This window comes from Streptomyces alboflavus (assembly GCF_000716675.1).
In the GTDB taxonomy this organism is placed as follows: domain Bacteria; phylum Actinomycetota; class Actinomycetes; order Streptomycetales; family Streptomycetaceae; genus Streptomyces; species Streptomyces alboflavus.
In genome coordinates, this window is the sequence record NZ_JNXT01000054.1 from 1 (window position 1) to 18,191 (window position 18,191).

At 69.2% G+C, this 18,191-nt stretch carries 21 protein-coding genes and 1 pseudogene; 21 read left to right on the top strand and 1 reads right to left on the bottom strand.

Going from position 1 to position 18,191, the window contains the following annotated elements; translation table 11 throughout:
• Window positions 1-186 precede the first annotated feature (186 nt).
• From OO63_RS44095 to OO63_RS47820, 6 genes and pseudogenes are all read left to right on the top strand, one after another.
• Window positions 187-825, top strand: a complete 639-nt coding sequence (locus tag OO63_RS44095; RefSeq protein WP_051834917.1) for an HNH endonuclease signature motif containing protein — start codon at window positions 187-189, stop codon at window positions 823-825.
• Window positions 826-944: 119 nt separating this feature from the next.
• On the top strand, window positions 945-1,160 hold the full coding sequence (locus OO63_RS31555; protein ID WP_030362640.1) for a hypothetical protein: 216 nt from the start codon (window positions 945-947) through the stop codon (window positions 1,158-1,160).
• A gap of 133 nt (window positions 1,161-1,293) precedes the next feature.
• Window positions 1,294-1,818, top strand: coding sequence for a helix-turn-helix domain-containing protein (locus OO63_RS31560; protein ID WP_030362641.1), 525 nt, complete (start codon window positions 1,294-1,296; stop codon window positions 1,816-1,818).
• Window positions 1,799-3,298: a hypothetical protein gene (locus OO63_RS31565; RefSeq protein WP_051811365.1), complete on the top strand. Its 1,500-nt coding sequence runs from the start codon at window positions 1,799-1,801 to the stop codon at window positions 3,296-3,298. Before OO63_RS31560 ends, OO63_RS31565 begins: the two co-directional genes overlap by 20 nt.
• On the top strand, window positions 3,295-3,480 hold the full coding sequence (locus OO63_RS31570) for a hypothetical protein (RefSeq protein WP_030362643.1): 186 nt from the start codon (window positions 3,295-3,297) through the stop codon (window positions 3,478-3,480). The genes OO63_RS31565 and OO63_RS31570 overlap by 4 nt, the downstream gene beginning before the upstream one ends.
• Before the next feature lie 135 nt (window positions 3,481-3,615).
• A pseudogene (locus OO63_RS47820) lies at window positions 3,616-4,551 on the top strand (phage portal protein); the annotation flags it as partial.
• A 1,077-nt stretch (window positions 4,552-5,628) separates the two neighbouring features.
• Here OO63_RS47820 and OO63_RS47825 read toward each other — a convergent pair.
• Window positions 5,629-6,516 (bottom strand): DUF559 domain-containing protein, encoded by an 888-nt coding sequence (locus OO63_RS47825; RefSeq protein WP_397622226.1) that lies wholly within the window; start codon window positions 6,514-6,516, stop codon window positions 5,629-5,631.
• On the opposite strand from OO63_RS47825, the gene OO63_RS47830 reads away from it, so the two are divergent.
• The 15 genes from OO63_RS47830 to OO63_RS31645 all read left to right on the top strand — a co-directional run bounded on the left by OO63_RS47830 (window position 6,427) and on the right by OO63_RS31645 (window position 18,173).
• Entirely contained in the window at window positions 6,427-8,613 is a 2,187-nt protein-coding gene (locus OO63_RS47830; RefSeq protein ID WP_397622227.1) for a head maturation protease, ClpP-related, read from the top strand. The two genes, OO63_RS47825 and OO63_RS47830, sit on opposite strands and share 90 nt — an antisense overlap.
• On the top strand, window positions 8,610-10,115 hold the full coding sequence (locus OO63_RS31580) for a phage major capsid protein (protein WP_030362645.1): 1,506 nt from the start codon (window positions 8,610-8,612) through the stop codon (window positions 10,113-10,115). The genes OO63_RS47830 and OO63_RS31580 overlap by 4 nt, the downstream gene beginning before the upstream one ends.
• A 91-nt stretch (window positions 10,116-10,206) precedes the next feature.
• Window positions 10,207-10,719 (top strand): hypothetical protein, encoded by a 513-nt coding sequence (locus OO63_RS31585; protein ID WP_030362646.1) that lies wholly within the window; start codon window positions 10,207-10,209, stop codon window positions 10,717-10,719.
• 15 nt (window positions 10,720-10,734) lie between these two features.
• Window positions 10,735-11,217, top strand: coding sequence for a hypothetical protein (locus tag OO63_RS31590; protein ID WP_030362647.1), 483 nt, complete (start codon window positions 10,735-10,737; stop codon window positions 11,215-11,217).
• 13 nt (window positions 11,218-11,230) lie between these two features.
• Entirely contained in the window at window positions 11,231-11,647 is a 417-nt protein-coding gene (locus OO63_RS31595; protein WP_157854091.1) for a hypothetical protein, read from the top strand.
• Between the two features lie 112 nt (window positions 11,648-11,759).
• Window positions 11,760-12,167: an SAP domain-containing protein gene (locus OO63_RS31600; RefSeq protein WP_157854092.1), complete on the top strand. Its 408-nt coding sequence runs from the start codon at window positions 11,760-11,762 to the stop codon at window positions 12,165-12,167.
• Window positions 12,168-12,170: 3 nt separating this feature from the next.
• Window positions 12,171-12,536: a phage tail fiber protein gene (locus tag OO63_RS31605; protein ID WP_051811367.1), complete on the top strand. Its 366-nt coding sequence runs from the start codon at window positions 12,171-12,173 to the stop codon at window positions 12,534-12,536.
• Window positions 12,537-12,572: 36 nt separating this feature from the next.
• Complete coding sequence (locus OO63_RS31610) at window positions 12,573-13,577, top strand: LamG-like jellyroll fold domain-containing protein (protein ID WP_030362651.1); 1,005 nt, start codon at window positions 12,573-12,575, stop codon at window positions 13,575-13,577.
• Entirely contained in the window at window positions 13,574-14,632 is a 1,059-nt protein-coding gene (locus OO63_RS31615; RefSeq protein WP_157854093.1) for a hypothetical protein, read from the top strand. Before OO63_RS31610 ends, OO63_RS31615 begins: the two co-directional genes overlap by 4 nt.
• A gap of 1 nt (window position 14,633) precedes the next feature.
• A complete protein-coding gene (locus tag OO63_RS31620; protein WP_030362653.1) occupies window positions 14,634-15,008 on the top strand; it encodes a hypothetical protein in 375 nt (124 codons plus the stop codon).
• Window positions 15,009-15,014: 6 nt separating this feature from the next.
• Window positions 15,015-15,476 carry a hypothetical protein gene (locus OO63_RS31625; protein WP_030362654.1) on the top strand — a complete coding sequence of 154 codons (462 nt, stop codon included), beginning with the start codon at window positions 15,015-15,017 and terminating at the stop codon, window positions 15,474-15,476.
• A complete protein-coding gene (locus tag OO63_RS31630) occupies window positions 15,473-16,861 on the top strand; it encodes a hypothetical protein (RefSeq protein ID WP_030362655.1) in 1,389 nt (462 codons plus the stop codon). Before OO63_RS31625 ends, OO63_RS31630 begins: the two co-directional genes overlap by 4 nt.
• Window positions 16,862-16,872: 11 nt before the next feature.
• Window positions 16,873-17,307 carry a hypothetical protein gene (locus OO63_RS31635; RefSeq protein WP_030362656.1) on the top strand — a complete coding sequence of 145 codons (435 nt, stop codon included), beginning with the start codon at window positions 16,873-16,875 and terminating at the stop codon, window positions 17,305-17,307.
• Between the two features lie 27 nt (window positions 17,308-17,334).
• Window positions 17,335-17,742, top strand: coding sequence for a hypothetical protein (locus OO63_RS47085; RefSeq protein ID WP_234311408.1), 408 nt, complete (start codon window positions 17,335-17,337; stop codon window positions 17,740-17,742).
• 32 nt (window positions 17,743-17,774) lie between these two features.
• Window positions 17,775-18,173, top strand: coding sequence for a hypothetical protein (locus tag OO63_RS31645; RefSeq protein WP_030362658.1), 399 nt, complete (start codon window positions 17,775-17,777; stop codon window positions 18,171-18,173).
• Window positions 18,174-18,191: the final 18 nt, after the last annotated feature.

Genomic DNA, 18,191 nt, shown 5'->3' on the forward strand with positions numbered 1-18,191 from the left:
AAATCTGCACCCGCTCGTCGGCAGGCACGCAAACCGACCATGTCGTGATCAAGGTGCCCAAGCTGTCGCAGACGTAGGCATGGTGAATGTCGTCCAACACACATGCCAAAGAACTGCCAGGACTGCGGGAAGCCCTCGAAGTGGCCGCTCGCCCGAGGCCGATGCCGCACCTGCTACCCCAAGCACGTGCGGTGGCTCAAGGAGGCGGGCACGTTCCGCAAGCTGACCGTGCGGCCCGCTGCCGAACGCGTACTAGCCCGCGTCGTCCCGGCGCACGGCGGGTGCGTCGTCTGGACCGGCTCAACCGTCAGCGGATACGGCCAGATCCGCGAGGCTGGTGTGCACAAGCAGGCCCACCGCGTGGTCTACGAAGCGCTCGTCGGACCGATCCCGGCAGGCATGGAACTGGACCACCTCTGCCACAGCCGCAGCAAGGACTGTCGGGCTGCCGACGATTGTCCGCACCGTCGCTGCGTGAACCCGGCCCACCTGGAGCCGGTGACGCGTCAGGAGAACAACCGTCGCAGCACGAGCTTCAGTGCGCTCAACATGGCCAAGACCCACTGCTCGATGGGTCACGAGTACACGGAGGAGAACACCTACTACCCGCCGAGCGGCCGACGGACGTGCCGCCAGTGCAGGCGCGCCCGGGTCGCTGAGGCACGGAAGCGCAAGGCGGTCCCGAAGGAAGAGCCCACGCACTGCCGCAATGGACACCCGCGCAACGAAGCGAACGCCTACGTCGACAGCAAGGGCGCGAGGGATTGCCGGGAGTGCCGCCGAGAAGCGCAGCGCCGCTATAAGCAGCGCAAGCGCGACGCCTGAGCGCACCACCGTCGGCCTCGCCACGGTCACCGTGCTCTACCCCGTCGACCTCCCCATCGCCGCCCGCGTCGACCTCCTCGCCGACGCGCTCACCGCCTGAACCGCGAACGGAGACTGCCATGGACAAGCCCAACCTCGACCGCAGCAAGGACTACGACCACGAGTACTCCGACGACGGCGGCCACACCTGGATCCCGACCAACACCAACTGCTCCGCCATGGTCGAAGCCGAAGTGCTGCACGCCCAAGACGAGGGCCGCGCGGTCACCGTCAACGGGCAGGTCGTCGTCATCGACGAGGGCGGCAGCCTCACCCGGTGGACGCCCCGCTCGTAACCCCGTCCACCACCACGCCGGAGGCCCGCCCCACCTCGGGAGCGGGCCTCCGGCCTGCGTGCGCCGTCCACCAGTTGCACTCGTCGTTACCATCAAAACGAGCCACACGGTAACCACAGGGCAGGAGGGCGCCATGGCCAACCCCAACCAAGACGCCCGCGCCCACAACACTGGCCGCTACGAACGCAGCATCGAAACTGCACGCCGCGACGCACGCGCCGCCGAACTCCGCGCCCAAGGCTGGACCTACCAGCAGATCGGCGACGAGCTCGGCATCCACCGGCGGTCCGCCATCGACTGCTGCCGCCGCGCCGTCCGCGAGGCCGTCGACGGCGCCGCCAAGGACCTCATCCACCTCGAAGTCACACGCCTCGAGGCGATGTACGACGAAGTCCTCGACGTGCTCCGCCGCGACCACTACGTCGTGTCGTACGGCCAGATCGTCCGCGACGACGCCGGCGCCCCGCTCCTCGACGACGAGATGAAGCTCAAGGCCGTCGACCGCGCACTGCGCACCCGCGAGTCGTTCCGCAAGCTCCTCGGCCTAGACGCCCCCTCCCGCGTCAGCGTCGAAGCCGAGCAACTCGGCCGCGAGATCGGCCGCCTCCTCGACTCGGCCCTCGGCCCGGACGGCGCCGGTGACGACCCCGACGCGTGACAGCATCCGCCACCAGGTCGAGCAACTGGTGCGCGCCGGAGACACCAAGGCCCTGCGCGAGATCCGCGACCAACTCCGCAGCAAGGTCGACCGCCGCGCCCTGCAACAGCGCTCACGCCTGTACGCGCACAACCCCGTCGGCTGGGTGCAGGAGCGCCTGCGCCAGATCGTGTGGTCGAAGCAGCGCGAGATCATGCTCAGCGTCCGGGACCACCGGCGCACCGCCGTACGGTCCTGCCATGGCGCGGGGAAGTCCCACACGGCCTCGCTGGTCGCCTCGTGGTGGCTCGACACGCACCCGCCCGGCGAGGCCTTCGTCGTCACCTCAGCGCCGACCTTCGCGCAGGTCCGGGCGATCCTGTGGCGGTACATCCGCCGCACCCACCGCCGCGGCAAGTTGGCCGGCCGGGTGAACCAGACAGAGTGGCACATCGACGACGAGCTCGTCGCGTTCGGCCGGAAGCCCGCCGACCACGACGAGTCCGCGTTCCAGGGCATCCACGCCCGCTACGTCCTCGTGATCCTCGACGAGGCGTGCGGCATCCCCGAGCAGCTGTGGGTGGCGGCGGACGCGCTGACGACGAACGCGGACTGCCGGATCCTCGCGATCGGCAACCCCGACTCACCCTCGTCGCACTTCCGGAAGGTGTGCGTGCCCGGCTCCGGCTGGCACGTGATCGGCATCAGCGCGTTCGACACCCCGAACCTCACCGGCGAGGACGTCCCGGAGCCGGTGGCGCAGGCCCTGGTGGGCCGGGAATGGGTGGAGGAGAAAGCGGCGGAGTGGGGCGAGGACAACCCCCTCTACCGATCCAAGGTCCTCGGCGAGTTCAGCGAGGACGCCCCCAACCGCGTCGTGCGCGCGAGCGACATCGCGGCCTGCCGCATCGACCCCGAGACCAAGCTCAAGGCGGAGGACCTGGAGCCGGTCGAGCTCGGCGTTGATGTCGGCGGCGGTGGGGACGAGACCGTCATCCGTGAGCGCCGCGGCCGCCGCGCCGGGCGGGAGTGGCGGGCGCACACGGACCGGCCGGAGAAGATCGCGCCGCTCGTGCTCCAGGCGATCATGGAGAGCGGCGCGGGCGCGGTGAAGGTCGACTCGATCGGCGTCGGGTTCGGCGTGATCGGCGAGCTGCGGAACCTCGCGAGTCAGGGCAAGCACCGTGCGCGGGTCGTCGCCGTGAACGTCTCCGAGAAGGCCAGCAAGCCCGACAAGTTCAAAAACCTGCGCGCCGAGATCTGGTGGGAGGTCGGCCGCGGCCTGTCGGAGCGCAAGGGCTGGGACCTGTCCGTCATGGAGAACGGCGACACGACGGTGGCGCAGATGCTCGCGCCGCTGTGGGACGTCGATGCGCAGGGGCGGATCCAGGTGGAGCCGAAGGACGAGATCAAGAAGCGGCTCGGCCGCAGCCCGGACAACGCCGACGCCCTACTGTTGGCTTTCTACAACGGAGGCCGAACAAGAGTGAGGTGGGTGTGAGCGCGAAGAAGGACTATATCGCCAGCTCAGGACGCAAGTTGAACACGGCCATGCCGTACCTGCTTGACACGGCTGGCATCATTCTCTTGTCTGGATCAGTCATGATGCTTCACGTGGCCGCTGGCATCGCGGTAGCGGGCGTCGGGATGTTCGTCCTGAACTGGCGGTTCTACGACAGGTAGGCGTGAAGGGAGGGGCCGGTGGCCAGAACCCTCCTCGGCACGCTCCTGAACCGCGCCCCCGTCCCGTACTCGGGCCGTTCCAACATCAGCATTCCGTGGCGGCAGCCCACCGGCGCTGAGGCGCAGATGCGCGCGATGGGCACGGTCGGCACGCTGTTCGCCATCGTCAACCGCACATCGAACGCGACCGCCTTGGTCAACTGGCGCTTGTACCGCAAGGCCCCGTCCGGGCTGCCGGAAGACCGCACCGAGGTCACCCAGCACGCAGCCCTCGACCTATGGAACAAGCCCAACAAGTTCTTCACCCGCCAGGAACTGGTGGAGTCCGAGCAGCAGCACATCGACCTGACCGGCGAGGGCTGGCTGGTCATCGCCCGCAGCCCCCGCTCCCCGATCCCGCTGGAGCTGTGGCCCGTCCGCCCGGACCGCATCGCGCCAGTCCCGCATCCGGTGGACTTCATCTCCGGCTACATGTACACGGGACCGGACGGGCAGGAGATCGCGCTGCGGGTCGAGGACGTCATCCAGATCCGCATGCCCAACCCGCTGGACCCGTACCGCGGTATGGGTCCGGTGCAGTCGGTGCTCACCGAGATCGACGCGGCGCGGTACTCGGCCGAGTGGAACCGGAACTTCTTCATGAACTCCGCCGAGCCGGGCGGGATCATCGAAGTCCCGCAGGCCCTGGGGGACACCGAATTCAACGAGCTCCGTGAGCGATGGAACGAGCAGCACAAGGGCGTCGCGAACGCGCACAGGGTCGCGATCCTGGAGCACGGCAAGTGGGTGGACCGCAAGTACACCCAGCGCGACATGCAGTTCGCCGAACTCCGGCAGGTGTCCCGCGACGTGATCCGTGAGGCGTTCGGCGCGCCAGCGTTCGTCCTCGGCGATGTCGGGGACGTCAACCGCGCCACCGCCGAGGCCTCGAAGGTCCTGTTCGCCGAGCAGCTCACCGTGCCACGGCTGGAGCGGTTCAAGCAGGCGCTGAACAACGACCTCCTCCCGCTGTACGGCAAGGACGCGGCCCGCACCCTGGAGTTCGACTACTGCGACCCGGTACCGCCGGACGCTGCGGCCCGCAACTCCGAGCTGCGAGAGAAGACGTCCGCGTATGCGCGGCTTGTCAACGCCGACGCGGACCCGCGCCTCGTATCCGAGTACCTCGGCCTGCCGGAGATCGCGGGCGATGCTGACCGGGCTCTGCTGGTGGAGATCGTGAAGGGCGCCCCGTCGACGGCTCCGTGGATTCTGCCGCTGCTCGGCTTCGACATCCCCGACCGGCCTGTTGTGCCGGCGCCTGGGGCGCCTGCGCCCGCCGCATCTGCTCGCGTGGACCTGCACCACCACGTGCCGTTCACGCCCGCAGCCCGGCACCTGCCGTCGTACAACACCGTCCTGTCCCGGCCCCGCACGCTGCCCCGCGCGGCTGCCGCAGACCCGGACCTGGGCTCGCTGCGGGCGCAGTTCGACGAGGCACTCACCGCGCTGCTGGAGGCGTGGGAGCCGGTCGCTGAGGCGCAGTACACGGAGCTGGAGCGGCAGATCGAGGAAGCCGTCGATGCCGACGACATAAACAAACTGTCTGGTCTGTCAGTAGCGTCTGATGAAGCCGCGCGCGTGCTGCGGTCGGCGCTCGCCGACATGGCCGAGACCGCGGCCAGGCAGATGGCCGAGGAAGCGGCCGAGCAGGGCGTGAAGGTCCGCCCGCCGAAGCTCGACAAGGGCCTGCGGAACGCGTTCGGGTCGGAGCTGGTGGAGATCGCCGCCGCGACCGCCGGTCTCGTCTCCGCAGATGCGGCTGCGGCGGCGGGCCGTGAGGCGCTGCGCCTGCTCGTGCCCGGCGCGTCCGGAGCGAGCGTGGCGGAGAAGGTCGGCGGGTTCCTGCGCGGGCTGAAGAACTGGTTCCGCCGCGACCAGCTCGGCGGCGCCCTGCACCGAGCCCAGAACGCCGGGCGCGTGGCCACGCTGCAAGCCGCACCCAAAGCCCGCTATTTCGCGACAGAACGCCTAGATCAGAACACCTGTCTTGCCCCCGAGGTTCTAGTGACGACCCGGTCCGGCCTGGTGCCAGCAAAGGACGTCACGCTCGACGACGAGCTGCTGACGCACTCCGGGCGCTGGGCAAAGCCAGACCGGATCGTTGTCTCAGAGGTCGAGGAGCAGCTGACCAGGATGGTGCTCACTGACGGCCGATCGCTTCGCCTGACGTGGGACCACCCGGTCCTCGTCCGGAACGGCAGTGGCTTCGCCTGGCGGAACGCGGGGGATCTCGCCGTGGGCGACCTCGTAGTCGATCAGTCGACGCTTGAACTCGACGGGGAAGTCAGCGCCGTTGATCTCGGTCTCGGACAGGCGCCAGACGGTGTATCCACGGTCGGCTATGTCGGCGGTCTTGCGGCGGTCGACGCCCGGGCGCAGCGAGTGCCAGTAGTCTCCGTCGGCCTCGACTACGAGAGAGTCGCCGACGAGGAAGTCCACGACCCAGGGGCCGATCTGGACCTGGGATCGGTGACTGCGCCCGAGGTGTTCGAGAGTCTCGCGGACCCGGCGTTCGATGCTGGTCTCGGCGTCGCTGGCGCGGTAGCAGCGGACCGAGCAGTACCGCTTGCGGGCGGCGCCGGAGGGGACGATGCGGAAGTTCGTCCCGCAGTGGCCGCAGGAGATGATGACGGGCGGTCGGCGGCAGGTCTCGGAGCAGTGGCTCCGCTTGTCGGTCTGGGAGTGCCGGAAGGCGGCACCGCATCGCTTGCACGTGGCGGTGATGCCCCGGGCGTTACTGCAGGCTCGCGAGCAGCGGATGTACCGGTGTGCGGTGCCGACGGGAACGCTGTACTCCTTGCCGCATTCGGGGCAGACCTTGGTGACCTGCCGCCTCGGGGTCCTGATCTTGGCGAGGAACTCAGGGTCGGCGAACTTGCACTTCTTCGAGCAGTAGATGGCGCGATGGCGCGACCTGCTGGTGATCTCGCCCGAGCAAGTCTTGCAAGTCGGCGGCGTGTAGTCCGGACGTCTTCTGCGCCACGCCGCGCGCATCGAGCAGGGCTTACAGAGCGGTCCGAGCTTGACCGCGTTTCCGCAGTCCGTACACGTTCTGTCCATGATCTAAGCGTACAGGTAGCGACGGCCCAAATCGCCGCAATTGAGCGGGAGTTGCACGCCGGAGAGGTCTTCGACTTCACCATCCCGGACGACGAAACGTTCTGGGCAGAGGGCGTCCTGGTCCACAACTGCACGCCGTGTGCGGACATCGACGGCCGCGAGTTCGAGGACCTCGACGCCGTGCGCGCCGTGTACGGGGCGGGCGGCTACCAGGAGTGCGAGGGCGGGATCCGCTGCCGCGGCACGGTCACAGCGGTCTGGGACACCACGGAGGAGGCCTCGATGGGCCGCACGCGACGCTGCTGGAACACCGCGACACCCGAGCAGATCGCCGCCCGCGGCCGCGCCATGCGGCCCGCGCTCCCCGCGCCGGGCGGCGAGGAAACCTGGTACCGCATCACCAACGCCATGGACGAGGCCAGCGGCAGTCCTGTCGCGTCGGTGCACATCTACGGAGACATCGGATCATGGGGCATCACGGCCGCGGCGTTCGTGGAAGAGCTGAAGACGGTCGACGCCGCCGAGATCCACCTCTTCGTCAACTCCCCCGGCGGGGACGTCTTCGACGGGCTAGCCATTCACAACGCGCTGCGCTCCCACCGGGCCCGTGTGATGGTGCAGGTCGACGCGCTCGCGGCGTCGATCGCCTCGGTGATCGCGATGGCCGGGGACCGGATCGTCATGTCCCCGCACTCGCAGATGATGATCCACGACGCGCAGGGCGTGTCCTGCGGTAGCCCTGAGGAGCTGCGGGAGTACGCCGACTTCCTCGACCGGCAGTCCGACAACATCGCCGCGGTCTACGCCGAGCGCGCGGGCGGCACGAAGTTGCAGTGGCGCAAGCGGATGCAGGCCGAGACCTGGTACTTCGCCGACGAGGCGGTGGAGGCCGGACTCGCGGACGAGGTCGCCGAGCCGCAGAGGGTGCCGGACGAGGAAGCGGCGTCGGATGACCGTGCGATCGCCGCCGCGTGGGACCTGAGCGTGTACAACTACGCGCACGCCAGCCGCGAAGAAGCGCCCGCCCCGCCGCTGGACACGGCCGCGCCGACCCACCACACCGCGACGGTGGACCGGCCCTGGGACTCCGGCCCGAACGAGCGCCGCCTGCCGTCGCCGATGAGCGTGGCGACGGCGAAGAAGGCGTACGGCTGGTACGACCCCGCCCAGGCCGAGAACGGCGAGCTGCCCAAGGCAGCCTGCAAGTTCCCTCACCACGAGGTCGACGGCGACGGCAGCCCCGGTGCCGCGAACCTGGCCGCCTGCCGCAACGCACTCGCCCGCCTACCGCAGTCCGATGTGCCCGAAGCGCAGCGCGCGGCCGTGGAAGCACACCTGCGCGCGCACCTCACCGACGGCGACAGCAGCGAGGACCACACCCACCACGCGCCCACCGCCGCGGTCGTGTTCGACCCCGAAGCGTTCCGTCAGGCCGCGGTCGCAGCCCTCGACCCGATGCCCGGCTACCAGCCCGACCACATGCGTTCCCTCATGGCCGGACTCGCAGGCGACGCACCCGCCACACCCCAGCCGCAACGCGAGGCCCCCGCCTACGTGCCGCCCCCGGCCGACACCGTGCCCGAACCCGACCCCCACGCTGTGGCCGCCGACTACTTCCGCTCCCACATGGCAGGCGTCGCCGACAACGCGCCCGCCGCACCCGAGCCCGAACGGCCGGCCGCACCATACGTACCGCCGCCTGTCGACACCGTTGCTGATGCGGATCCCGAGACCGTTGCGGTGGGCTGGTTCCGCAGCGTGTTCGCCGCCGCAGCGAACGACGCCCCCGCTGTGCCGCAGCCCGAACAGCCCGCACCCACAGCTGAGGCCCCGCAGGTGGTGTACGTCCCCGAGCCGCCGCCGCCCGCCGATGAGGTCGCCGTCGACTACATGCGCACCCTCATGGCGAACGCCGCCCACGACCTTGCCGCCCCCGAGCAGGCTGCGGCACCCGGCCCGGCGCGCGCCGAGCCGATCCCGGAAATCGACCCGAAGAGTTTCGAACGCAGCCTCAGGGAGGCACGACTGTGAACACGGCAACCATCCGGAGGCAGCGCGAGACCGTGAGGTCCGGACTGCGCCAGCGCATGATCAAGCGGGCCGGGTTCGACCCGGCCGCGGCCGGCAAGGCGTACAACCGGGTCGCCGAGCCCCCGGCGCCGGCGAACGGCATGGACCCGGAGCGGCTGGCCATTCCGACGGGTCAGGCTGAGCTGGAGGCGATGCTCACCGACTCGGCGAAGATGCAGCGCGTTTTCGCCGACAAGAACGGTGCGTTCGGGGAGTTCGTCACCAACTACGCCCGTGCGGTCCACAACCGCGACCTGTCCATCGCGACGCAGGTCAAGGAGCAGACCGAGGCGATCCTCGCGAACTGGCTGCGGGAGAACCAGCCTGAAGGCGTCGAGCGGCTCGACCTCACCCCGAAGGCGGTCGTGCAGACCGGCAACGCCCGCAACCACCTGCACAACCCGAAGGCGATGGGCGCCGTCCTGGACCGCGAGTTCAAGAACAGCGCGGAGTACTTCCAGACGATCTGGCACAACGCGAACCGCACCGCGGACATGCAGGCGAAGCTGTCCCGGGTCCGCAACGCGTTCTCCTCGACGGTGCCGTCCGAGGGCGGGTTCCTGATCCCGGAGACGCTCCGCTCGGAGATGCTCGCGGTCGCACTGGAGACCTCCGTGGTGCGTCAGCGGGCGCGGGTCATCCCGATGGAGACCCTCAGGGTGCCGTTCCCGGCGATCGACTCCACGAGCAACGTCAGCTCGGTGTACGGCGGTGTGGTCGGCTACTGGACCGAGGAAGGCGCAGCGCTCACCGCGTCGCAGGCCGCCTTCAGCCGGATCGTCCTGGACGCGAAGAAGCTCACCGCGTACACCGAGGTCCCCAACGAGCTGATCTCCGACTCGGCAGTCTCGTTCCAGGCGTTCCTCGACCAGATCTTCCCCGAAGCTCTGTCCTTCTACGAGGACATCGCCTTCCTCAAGGGCTCCGGTGTGGGCGAGCCCCTCGGCGCCCTCGACTCGGGCAACGCCGCGACGATCTCCGTCACCAAGGAGTCCGGCCAGGCGGCGGACACGATCGTCTGGGAGAACATCGTCAAGATGTACTCCCGCATGCTCCCGTCCAGCCTGGACCGGGCCGTGTGGGTGTGCTCCATCGACACCTTCCCCCAGCTCGCCACGATGGCCCTGTCCGTGGGTACGGGCGGGTCGGCGATCTGGCTCAACAACGGCGTGCAGGGCCCGCCGATGACGATCCTCGGACGGCCCGTCATCTTCACCGAGAAGGCGCCGGGTGTCCTCGGTGACCTCGGCGACATCAGCTTCGTGGACTTCGGGTTCTACCTGATCGGCGACCGGCAGGTCATGAGTGCGATGAGCTCGCCGCACTTCAAGTTCCAGAACGACCAGACCGCCTACCGCATCATCCAGCGCGTCGACGGCCGCCCCTGGCTCCAGTCCGCGATCACGCCGCAGAACAACGGCCCCACGCTTTCGCCGTTCGTCCAGCTTGCGGCCCGCGCCTGACCTGACCTGGCCAGCCCCGGGGCGGCAATCAACCCCCGCCCCGGGCTCAACCCCACGGTGGCATTAACACCCCACCGGGAGAGGCAACATCATGACCACAGGAGCACGCGGCCTCGGCCGGGTCTTCAACGCCTCTGTCGGCGCCGTCCCTGCGGACGCCGTCAGCGCGGCCATCACCGGCAACCGCATCCACATGAAGGACTGCGACACTGTCGCCTTCCTCGTGGTCGCTGGGAGCGGATCGACGGACGTCCTCGACCTCGATCTCCAGGAGCACACCGCCGCGACCGGTGGCACCAGCCAGGACCTGGACATCATCACCAAGTTCTATTACCAGGACGAGACCACCCTCGACGGTGACGAGACGTGGACCGAAGGGTCGCAGTCTGCCGCGTCGGAGATCACCGACGTCGGGTCGGCGTCGGCGCAGCAGCTCGTCGTGGTGGAGGTCGGCTCGGAGCAGCTGTCCGACGGCTACGAGTGGGTGTCGCTGAACGTGCCGGACCTGGGCACGAACGGGTCGAAGTACGTGGCGATCATCAATCTGGCGCTGGATCTGAACGTGCAGCGCAAGCCCACCAACCTCGCGAACCTCAACACCTGAGAGGAGGACTGACCCATGGCAACTCTCATTCAGGGCAACGAACTTCGCTCCCTGGTTCTCGGACGTCCGCCCGTCTCCTCTCCGTCCGGCGCGTTCGCCGCCGACACGAGGACGATCTTCACCGTCGCGGGCGGCGAGGTGCTGATCACCGCCCTGTGGGGCAAGGTCACCACCGCGATCACCGTCGCGAACACAGTGAAGCTCGTGGTCAACCCGACGACCGGTGACAGCGCCGACGTCAACGAGGCCACCGACCTCGGGACGACGGACACGGCGGCCGGGACGGTCATCGGGTTCGCCGGTTCGGTCGACGACCCTGCGACGACGGGCGCGACGTTCGAGTACCAGCTCGCCAAGAACGCGGCTGCTCTGTCCGGGCTCGTTGTGACGACCGGGGATGTCGAGCAGGTCACCACCGGTACGGGCCCGGACGGAGCGATCACCTGGTACGCGACATGGGTGCCACTCACCGACGGCGCGACCCTGGTGGCTGGCTGACATGGCGGGGTCGGTGACGGCGACGGTATCCGCGGTGACGGGCGGGGCCGGGGTGCGGAAGTACAGCCTCGACTGGACCTCGGATGCGTCCGGTGACGTGTCCGGGAATTCGGTGACGCTGCCTGCCGGGACAATCGTCGCCGTCACCTTCACCCCCGACTCAGGGGGCACGCAGCCGACCGACCAGTACGACGTGACGATGACGTGCGACCAGCACGGCGTGAACGTTCTGGACAACGGTGCGGGCACGTCGATCGGCGCGAACCTGTCGAACGCCGCCGCTACCCACAAGATCGCTTTCATTGGTGCGGCGGACACCACCTACATCCGGCAGTGGCTGCACGGAGGCGGTTACACGCTGGTGGTGGCTGCCGCCGGCAGCGCCAAGGGCGGGCTGGTGGACGTCTACATCGCTCCGGGGGTGCTGTGACATGGCGCTGTGGGTGTGTGCCGGGCCGGACGGGTGCGGGACGAAGTACGCAGTGGGGCTGTTCAAGTGCCCTCGCTGCCACAACACCGAGTTTTTCGAGGACGGAGATCCCATGGCGAAGATCACCCGCCACGGTGGGGCGTCCGACGCGACGCTGCCTCAGCCGGAGCCTGCGGCGGCTGACGCTGCTGTGCCGGAGCCGGTGAAGGCCCCCGAGCCCGCACCCGGGCTGGTCGAGGAGCCGCTCGACGTCACCAGGGACCTGGCCGGAGAGCCAGCGCCCGTAGAGGAGACGAGCGAGGGTGCGGAGCCGGGGCCTGACAGTGGCACGGCCGAGCCCGAGGCGGCCGAGGCCCCCCGCGAGCAGGAGCCGGACTACGAGACGTGGACCGTCGAACAGCTCAAGGAGCAGCTCGCCGTACGCGGCCTGCCCAAGTCCGGCAAGCGGGACGACCTCGTGCTCCGTCTCCTGGAGGACGACGACACCCGCACGGCGCAGGCCGAGACCGCAACGGAGTAGGCCATGGCCGTCGGATTCTCCACCGCTGCGGCGAACACACACCTGGACAACCAGGGCACCGCCTACCCGTGGGTCCAGCTGCACGTCGGGGACCCCGGCGCTGCGGGCACCGCGAACGCAGCGACGGAGACGACCCGTAAGCAAGCGACGTGGGCGTCGGCGTCCGCTGCCGCGAAGACCACGTCGGCTGACCTGGTCTGGACTGCCGTGGCCGGTACGGAGGACTACACGCATTTCTCGCTGTGGTCGGCCTCGTCCGGCGGGAACTTCGGCGGGTCCGGAACGGTCACGGCGAACGCGGTCACGGCCGCGGACAGTTTCACGATCTCCGCCGGTGATCTCGATCTCAGCCTGACCGTCGCAGCCTGAACCACCCGCCCGAGCCCAGAAAGGAGGTGACCGAGGATGTCTCAGCGATCCGACCAGGCCAGCGACCGCGTCAGCTACACAGCCAGCGCCCCGCCCGCGCCCGCGACGGCATTCACGGCCGTCTTCTGGGCTCGGCTGCGCGTAGACCGCGATGACTTCTCGACGATGATGCGGCTGCACTCGTCGTCCGGCGCGTCGACCACGGTCAACATCGCGACGGGCAGCAGCGGCACCACGCCGGTCGTCGTGAGCCCCGGCAACACCGGCGGAATTGTCGGCAGCGACGCGCTCGCGGTCGACACGTGGCGGATGCTCGCCGTCACGATCGCCGGTACCGGTGCCACGGACGGGAAGATCTACACCAAGGCGATCGGCGGCGCCACGAACGTCGTCACCGGAGAGGTGTCCGGCGGGAGCGCGCCCGATGGGATCACGCTGTTCGGCCGGTCGGCCGGGGATTCCGGCGAGTGGTTCAACGGCGGCCTCGCGTACGTGCGGGTGTGGTCGGCTGTTCTGTCGCAGGCCGAGATCGAGGCCGAGTGGGAGTCCGCCACGGTCGTCCGTACCTCCGGGGTGTGGGCGGACTGGCCCATGCTCACCGACATCAACGACGCCTCCGGCAACGGCAGGCACCTCGCTGCCGGAACGACCGCACTGTCCACCGAGGACGACCCGCCACAGCCAGCCGACGTCACCGGCACCGCGCTCGCGGAGTTCGGTGGCCTCAGCGCCACTGCTGCTGGTGTGCGCGCTACCAGCGGCAGCGCGGCGGGCTCTTTCGGCGGGCTCACTGCGACGGCGCGCGGCGGGTTGCCGGGGGCCTCGGAAGGCTCGTGGTACGGGCTCCTCGACATCCTCCGCGAGGGCGCGCAGCAGTACCGCGAGGACCGCACCCGCACTCCCCAAGCGTGCGAGGAGTGCGGGGAACCGCTGCGTAGTGGGCCGCGCGGTGAGCTGTTTTGCCTGTTTGACGGCTCGATCTGGGGGGCGGGCGGCCAGCGCCTCGGCCAGGTCGACCCCTCCATGACGGGGAGGCGGTGACGATGCAGCCCTCGTACGCGACCCGCGAGGAGATCAAAGCCGAACTCGATGTGCGGGAGACAGCGCGCAGCAACGCCCGCATCGACCGCGTCCTGGACGATGCGTCGCGCGCCGTCGAGGACCTGTGCCACCGGCCGCACTTCTACCCGGTGATTGCGACGCGCTACTTCAACTGGCCCAACGCGCAGTCGGGTACGTCGTGGCGGTTGTGGCTGGACGACTCCGAACTCATCTCTGTCACCACCCTCACCAGCGGCGGCACGACGATCGGGGCGAGCGACTACTTCCTGGAGCCCAACCGCAGCGGCCCGCCGTACAACTACCTGGAGATCGACCTCGGCAGCGGCTCGGCGTTCGGCGGCGGCGACACCCACCAGCGCGACATCGCCATCACCGGGCTGTGGGGTTACCGCGACGACGAGACCACCCTTAGCGCCACAGCGGAGGCGCTGGACGCCTCGGGGACCGGCATCGACGTCGATGCCGCCACCTCGGCCGCCGTCGGCGTCGGCAGCCTGCTGCGCATCGACAGCGAGCGCGTCATCGTCACCGGCCGCTCCCAGCTCGACACCGGCCAGAACCTGGGCGGGAACCTGACTGCGGCCAACAACAACGTGTCTGTCAGCGTGTCCAGCGGCGCCGCGTACGCGATCGACGAGGTCATCCTCATCGACTCGGAGAAGATGCGCATCGACGAGATCGCGGGCAACACGCTCACCGTCACGCGCGCTTGGGACGGGACCACGCTCGCCGCGCACACGTCCGGCGCGGACATCTACGCCCCCCGCACGCTCACGGTCACCCGGGGCGCGCTCGGCACCACCGCGGCCACGCACACCACGAGCGCCATCGTGTACCGGTGGGACCCGCCGGGGCCTGTGCGACAGATGTGTATCGGGGAGGCCCTCACGAGCCTGTTGCAGGGCCGGTCCGGGTACGCGCGGACGGCTGGCTCCGGTGAGTGGGAGCGCGAGACCACCGGCCGCGGGCTGAAGGACTTGCGCGAGCGCGTGTACGCCAGCCACGGGCGTAAAGCCCGGGTTCGGAGCGTGTGACGTGCTGCTCGATGTCTCCAGCCGCGGATCCGGCCCGCTGTTCGACGGGCGGGCCCGAGTTGCCGCGAACGCGTACGTCGACCATCTGGAGCGGCAGCTCGCTGAGGAGGGCCTGACCATCCTCCGCGGCGAGATGCGCGCGGTGTTCCGGAACCCGACGGGCTACTACGAGTCGCGGTGCCGGGTCGAGGACGGTCACAAGATCACGGACAGTCGGGTCGTGTATGGGCCCTGGCTGGCCGGGGTGGGCTCGCGGAATTTCCCGGTGACCAAGTTTCGCGGCTATGACCACTGGATCCGCACGCGCGACCGCCTGAACGAGCGCAAGGTCGGCATCGGCGAGCGGCTGCTGCGCCGGTACACGGGGCGGATGTGATCGCCCATGCCCCTGGACCTGCTGACCTACCGCAACGTGGCGATCAGTCACGCCATGGCAACGGGCCTGTTCGGGAACGTCCTCGCCCACGAACCGGTCAGTGCCCCGGGCTCTGGGCTCACCGCGGCGTTCTGGGTGCGGCACATCGCGCCCGTTCCCGGCGCGTCCGGACTCCAGGCGACCACCGGCCGCCTGGAGCTGAGGGGCCTCCTGCTGCTGCCCGCCGACACCGAACCGCAGGACGACGTCGACACAGCGCTCACCAGCGCCGCGGATGCCCTCCTAGCCGCGTACTCGGGGGACTTCGACTTCGGGAGCAGTGTGCGCTGCGTGGATCTCCTCGGAGCGCACGGCACAGGCCTGAGCGCGGTGTTCGGCTACCTCAACTTCCAGGGCGGGACCACGTACAGGGTCGCGACCCTCACCATCCCGCTGATCATCAACGACGTATGGGGGCAGACGGCATGAGCAAACAGTCCGGCCTCGGACAGGCCTTCTACCTCGGCGGGTATGACCTGTCCGGCGACACCGGCGCGGGCAATGAGATCGGCGGCGGGCTCACGGGCACGCAGGATGTGACGGGCATCGACAAGAGTGCCCCTGAGCGCGTCGGTCTCCTGCGGGACGGGCGCCTGAACTGGACGTCCTTCTTCAACCCCGCCTCAGGCCGGGCGCATGGGGTGCTCTCCAGTCTTCCGACGACGGACCGGCACGAGATGTGGGCCACCGGTACGAGCCTCGGGTCTGAGGCGGCGTGCATGGTCGCCAAGCAGATCGATTACAACCCGACCCGGGGCGCGGACGGCTCCCTCACTATCAGCGTGTCCTCGCTGGCCAACGCGTACGGCTTGGAGTGGGGAACGCTGCTGACGGCCGGGCAGCGCACCGACACGAGCGCCACGAACGGCACCGCAGTTGAGTTCGGTTACGACGGCGAGGACTTCCTGTTCCTCTCCGGCACATCCGGCGACTACGCGTCCACACCCGACGACGCGAGCCTGGACATCACGGGCGACATCGACATCCGGGCCCGCGTCGCCCTGGATGACTGGACGCCGGCGGCGGAGTCGACGCTCATCGCCAAGTACACGGCCACGTCGGACGAGCGCAGCTACGCACTGGCGGTGACGACTGGCGGCAACCTGATCCTGCGGTGGACGGAGGACGGGGCGTCTGAGCTGTCGGAGACGTCGTCGGTGGCGGTGTCCGCGTCCAACGGGGCGACGGCGTGGGTGCGGGCGACGCTCGATGTGGATGACGGGGCGTCGGACGCGCAGGCCACGTTCTACACCTCGGACGACGGTGTGACGTGGACGCAGCTGGGTGCGGTGCAGGCGGTCGGCGCGACGACGGCGATCTATGCGTCGACGGCTGTGCTGGAGATCGGCTCTCAGTCGGAGGGCACGGTGAACCGGACGGCGGGGAAGTTCTTCGAGGGCTCCGTCCTCAGCGGGATCGGCGGCACCGCGGTGGCGGCGCCGGTCGCGTCGGCGTCGTCGGACGCGGTCACGGATGCGACGCCGCTGACGTGGACGGTGCAGGGCAACGCCTACATCTCCTCGCACACGGTGCACGGCGCGCAGGCGTACCTCCAGGCGTTCTCGTTCGCTGGGACGGACGTGACGGTGAAGCTCCAGCACTCCCACGACAACGGGTCGACGGACGTGTTCGCGGACATCACGGGCGGAGGGTTCACGCAGATCACCGCGGCGCCGACGACGGAGCGGATCGCGATCGCCGCCGGGACGGAGATCAAACGCTACGTGCGGGCGGTGACGGTGACCACGGGCGGGTTCACGTCGCTCGTATTCGCGGCCGCGGTGAACGTCAACCTCACAGCGACCGAGTTCTGAGGGGGTGCGCGATGGGTGAGCCGTTCCGTCTCCCGCCGCAGGGGCCGATGCAGGCCTACCAGACCTTCAGCGTCCGCTCCCGGCCTGACAGGACGGTCAAGGCGGTGTGTGAGCAGGTCGGCTGTGACGCGTGGCGGCGGGGCTGGGAGTCCGTCATCGATGAGCGCACCGATCTCGGCCGGGCGCAGGCGGCCTACATCCGTGGCCAGTCCGGGCGCACTTTCCGTGAGCAGCGCCGCGGGGACGGCATGACGGTGTTCCGGTTCGAGGCTGGTCAGCGCTGTTTCGGCGAGCACCGGACTCGGCCTGAGCTGTACGTGGTCCGTGATGGGGACTGGCGGGGGAATCCGACGGGCCGTCAGCGCACGCATGTGCGGCCGGCGGACTGGGTGGAGCACATGCAGGAGGAATTCGGCCGGTTCAGCGAGGACCGCCGCAAGGGCTAGCCCACTAGGGCAGGAAGGGTGTGAACCATGGCCAAGGAGAGCGGCCTTGGATGGACCACGCTGAATGTGGATGATTCGGGCGGAAGCGCACGGGACATCCGCAACGACGTCACGAACCTCGACTGGAGCCTGCCGCGCGGCACGCAGGAGGTCACGGGTATCGACAAGAGCGCGATGGAGCGGCTGCTGCTGCTCGCTGATTTCAGCGGCACGATGAACGGCGTTTTCAACGATGCGTCGAACCTCTCGCATGCCGTGCTCCGGACGGTGTCGTCGACGTCGGTGAACCGGACGATCGGCATCGTCATCTCGGGTCAGACCCTCAACAACGAGTGCCTCATCACCGACTACGCGCTCACTCGCGCGGCGAGTGGCGAGTTCACGTGGTCGGCGCCGTTCTCTCTTGCCGACGGCACTGTGCCGACCTGGTCCTGACCGGGCCCTGATCACTGATTGGAGGTGCGGCCGTGGGATTCCGCGAGCCCAACAGCACCATCACACTCCGCTTCAAGCAGGGCGACGAGCTCCACGGCCTGGAGGCCACGCTCCGGGGCATGAGCATCGGCGAGTACATGCAGGCCACCGGCATGGACGGGGGCGAGGGCGAGGACACGGCCCAGACCATGGGCCGGTTCTTCGCTGCCCTGATCTCGTGGAACCTCGAAGACGAGCAGGGGAATCCGATCTCTGTCAGCGAGGCTCCCACCCGGGATCAGCGGCTGATCCGGCGGCTGAACAACGCCTACGTCGACGCCCTCATGGGGGTTCATGAGGCCGACCCTTTGGCCGAGAGCTCCACCTCTGGAGAGAACTCCCCGGCGCCCGCCATCCCGATGGCACCACTGTCCGAGAGCCAGGCGAGCTAGCCCATGCCCGCTGGCTGC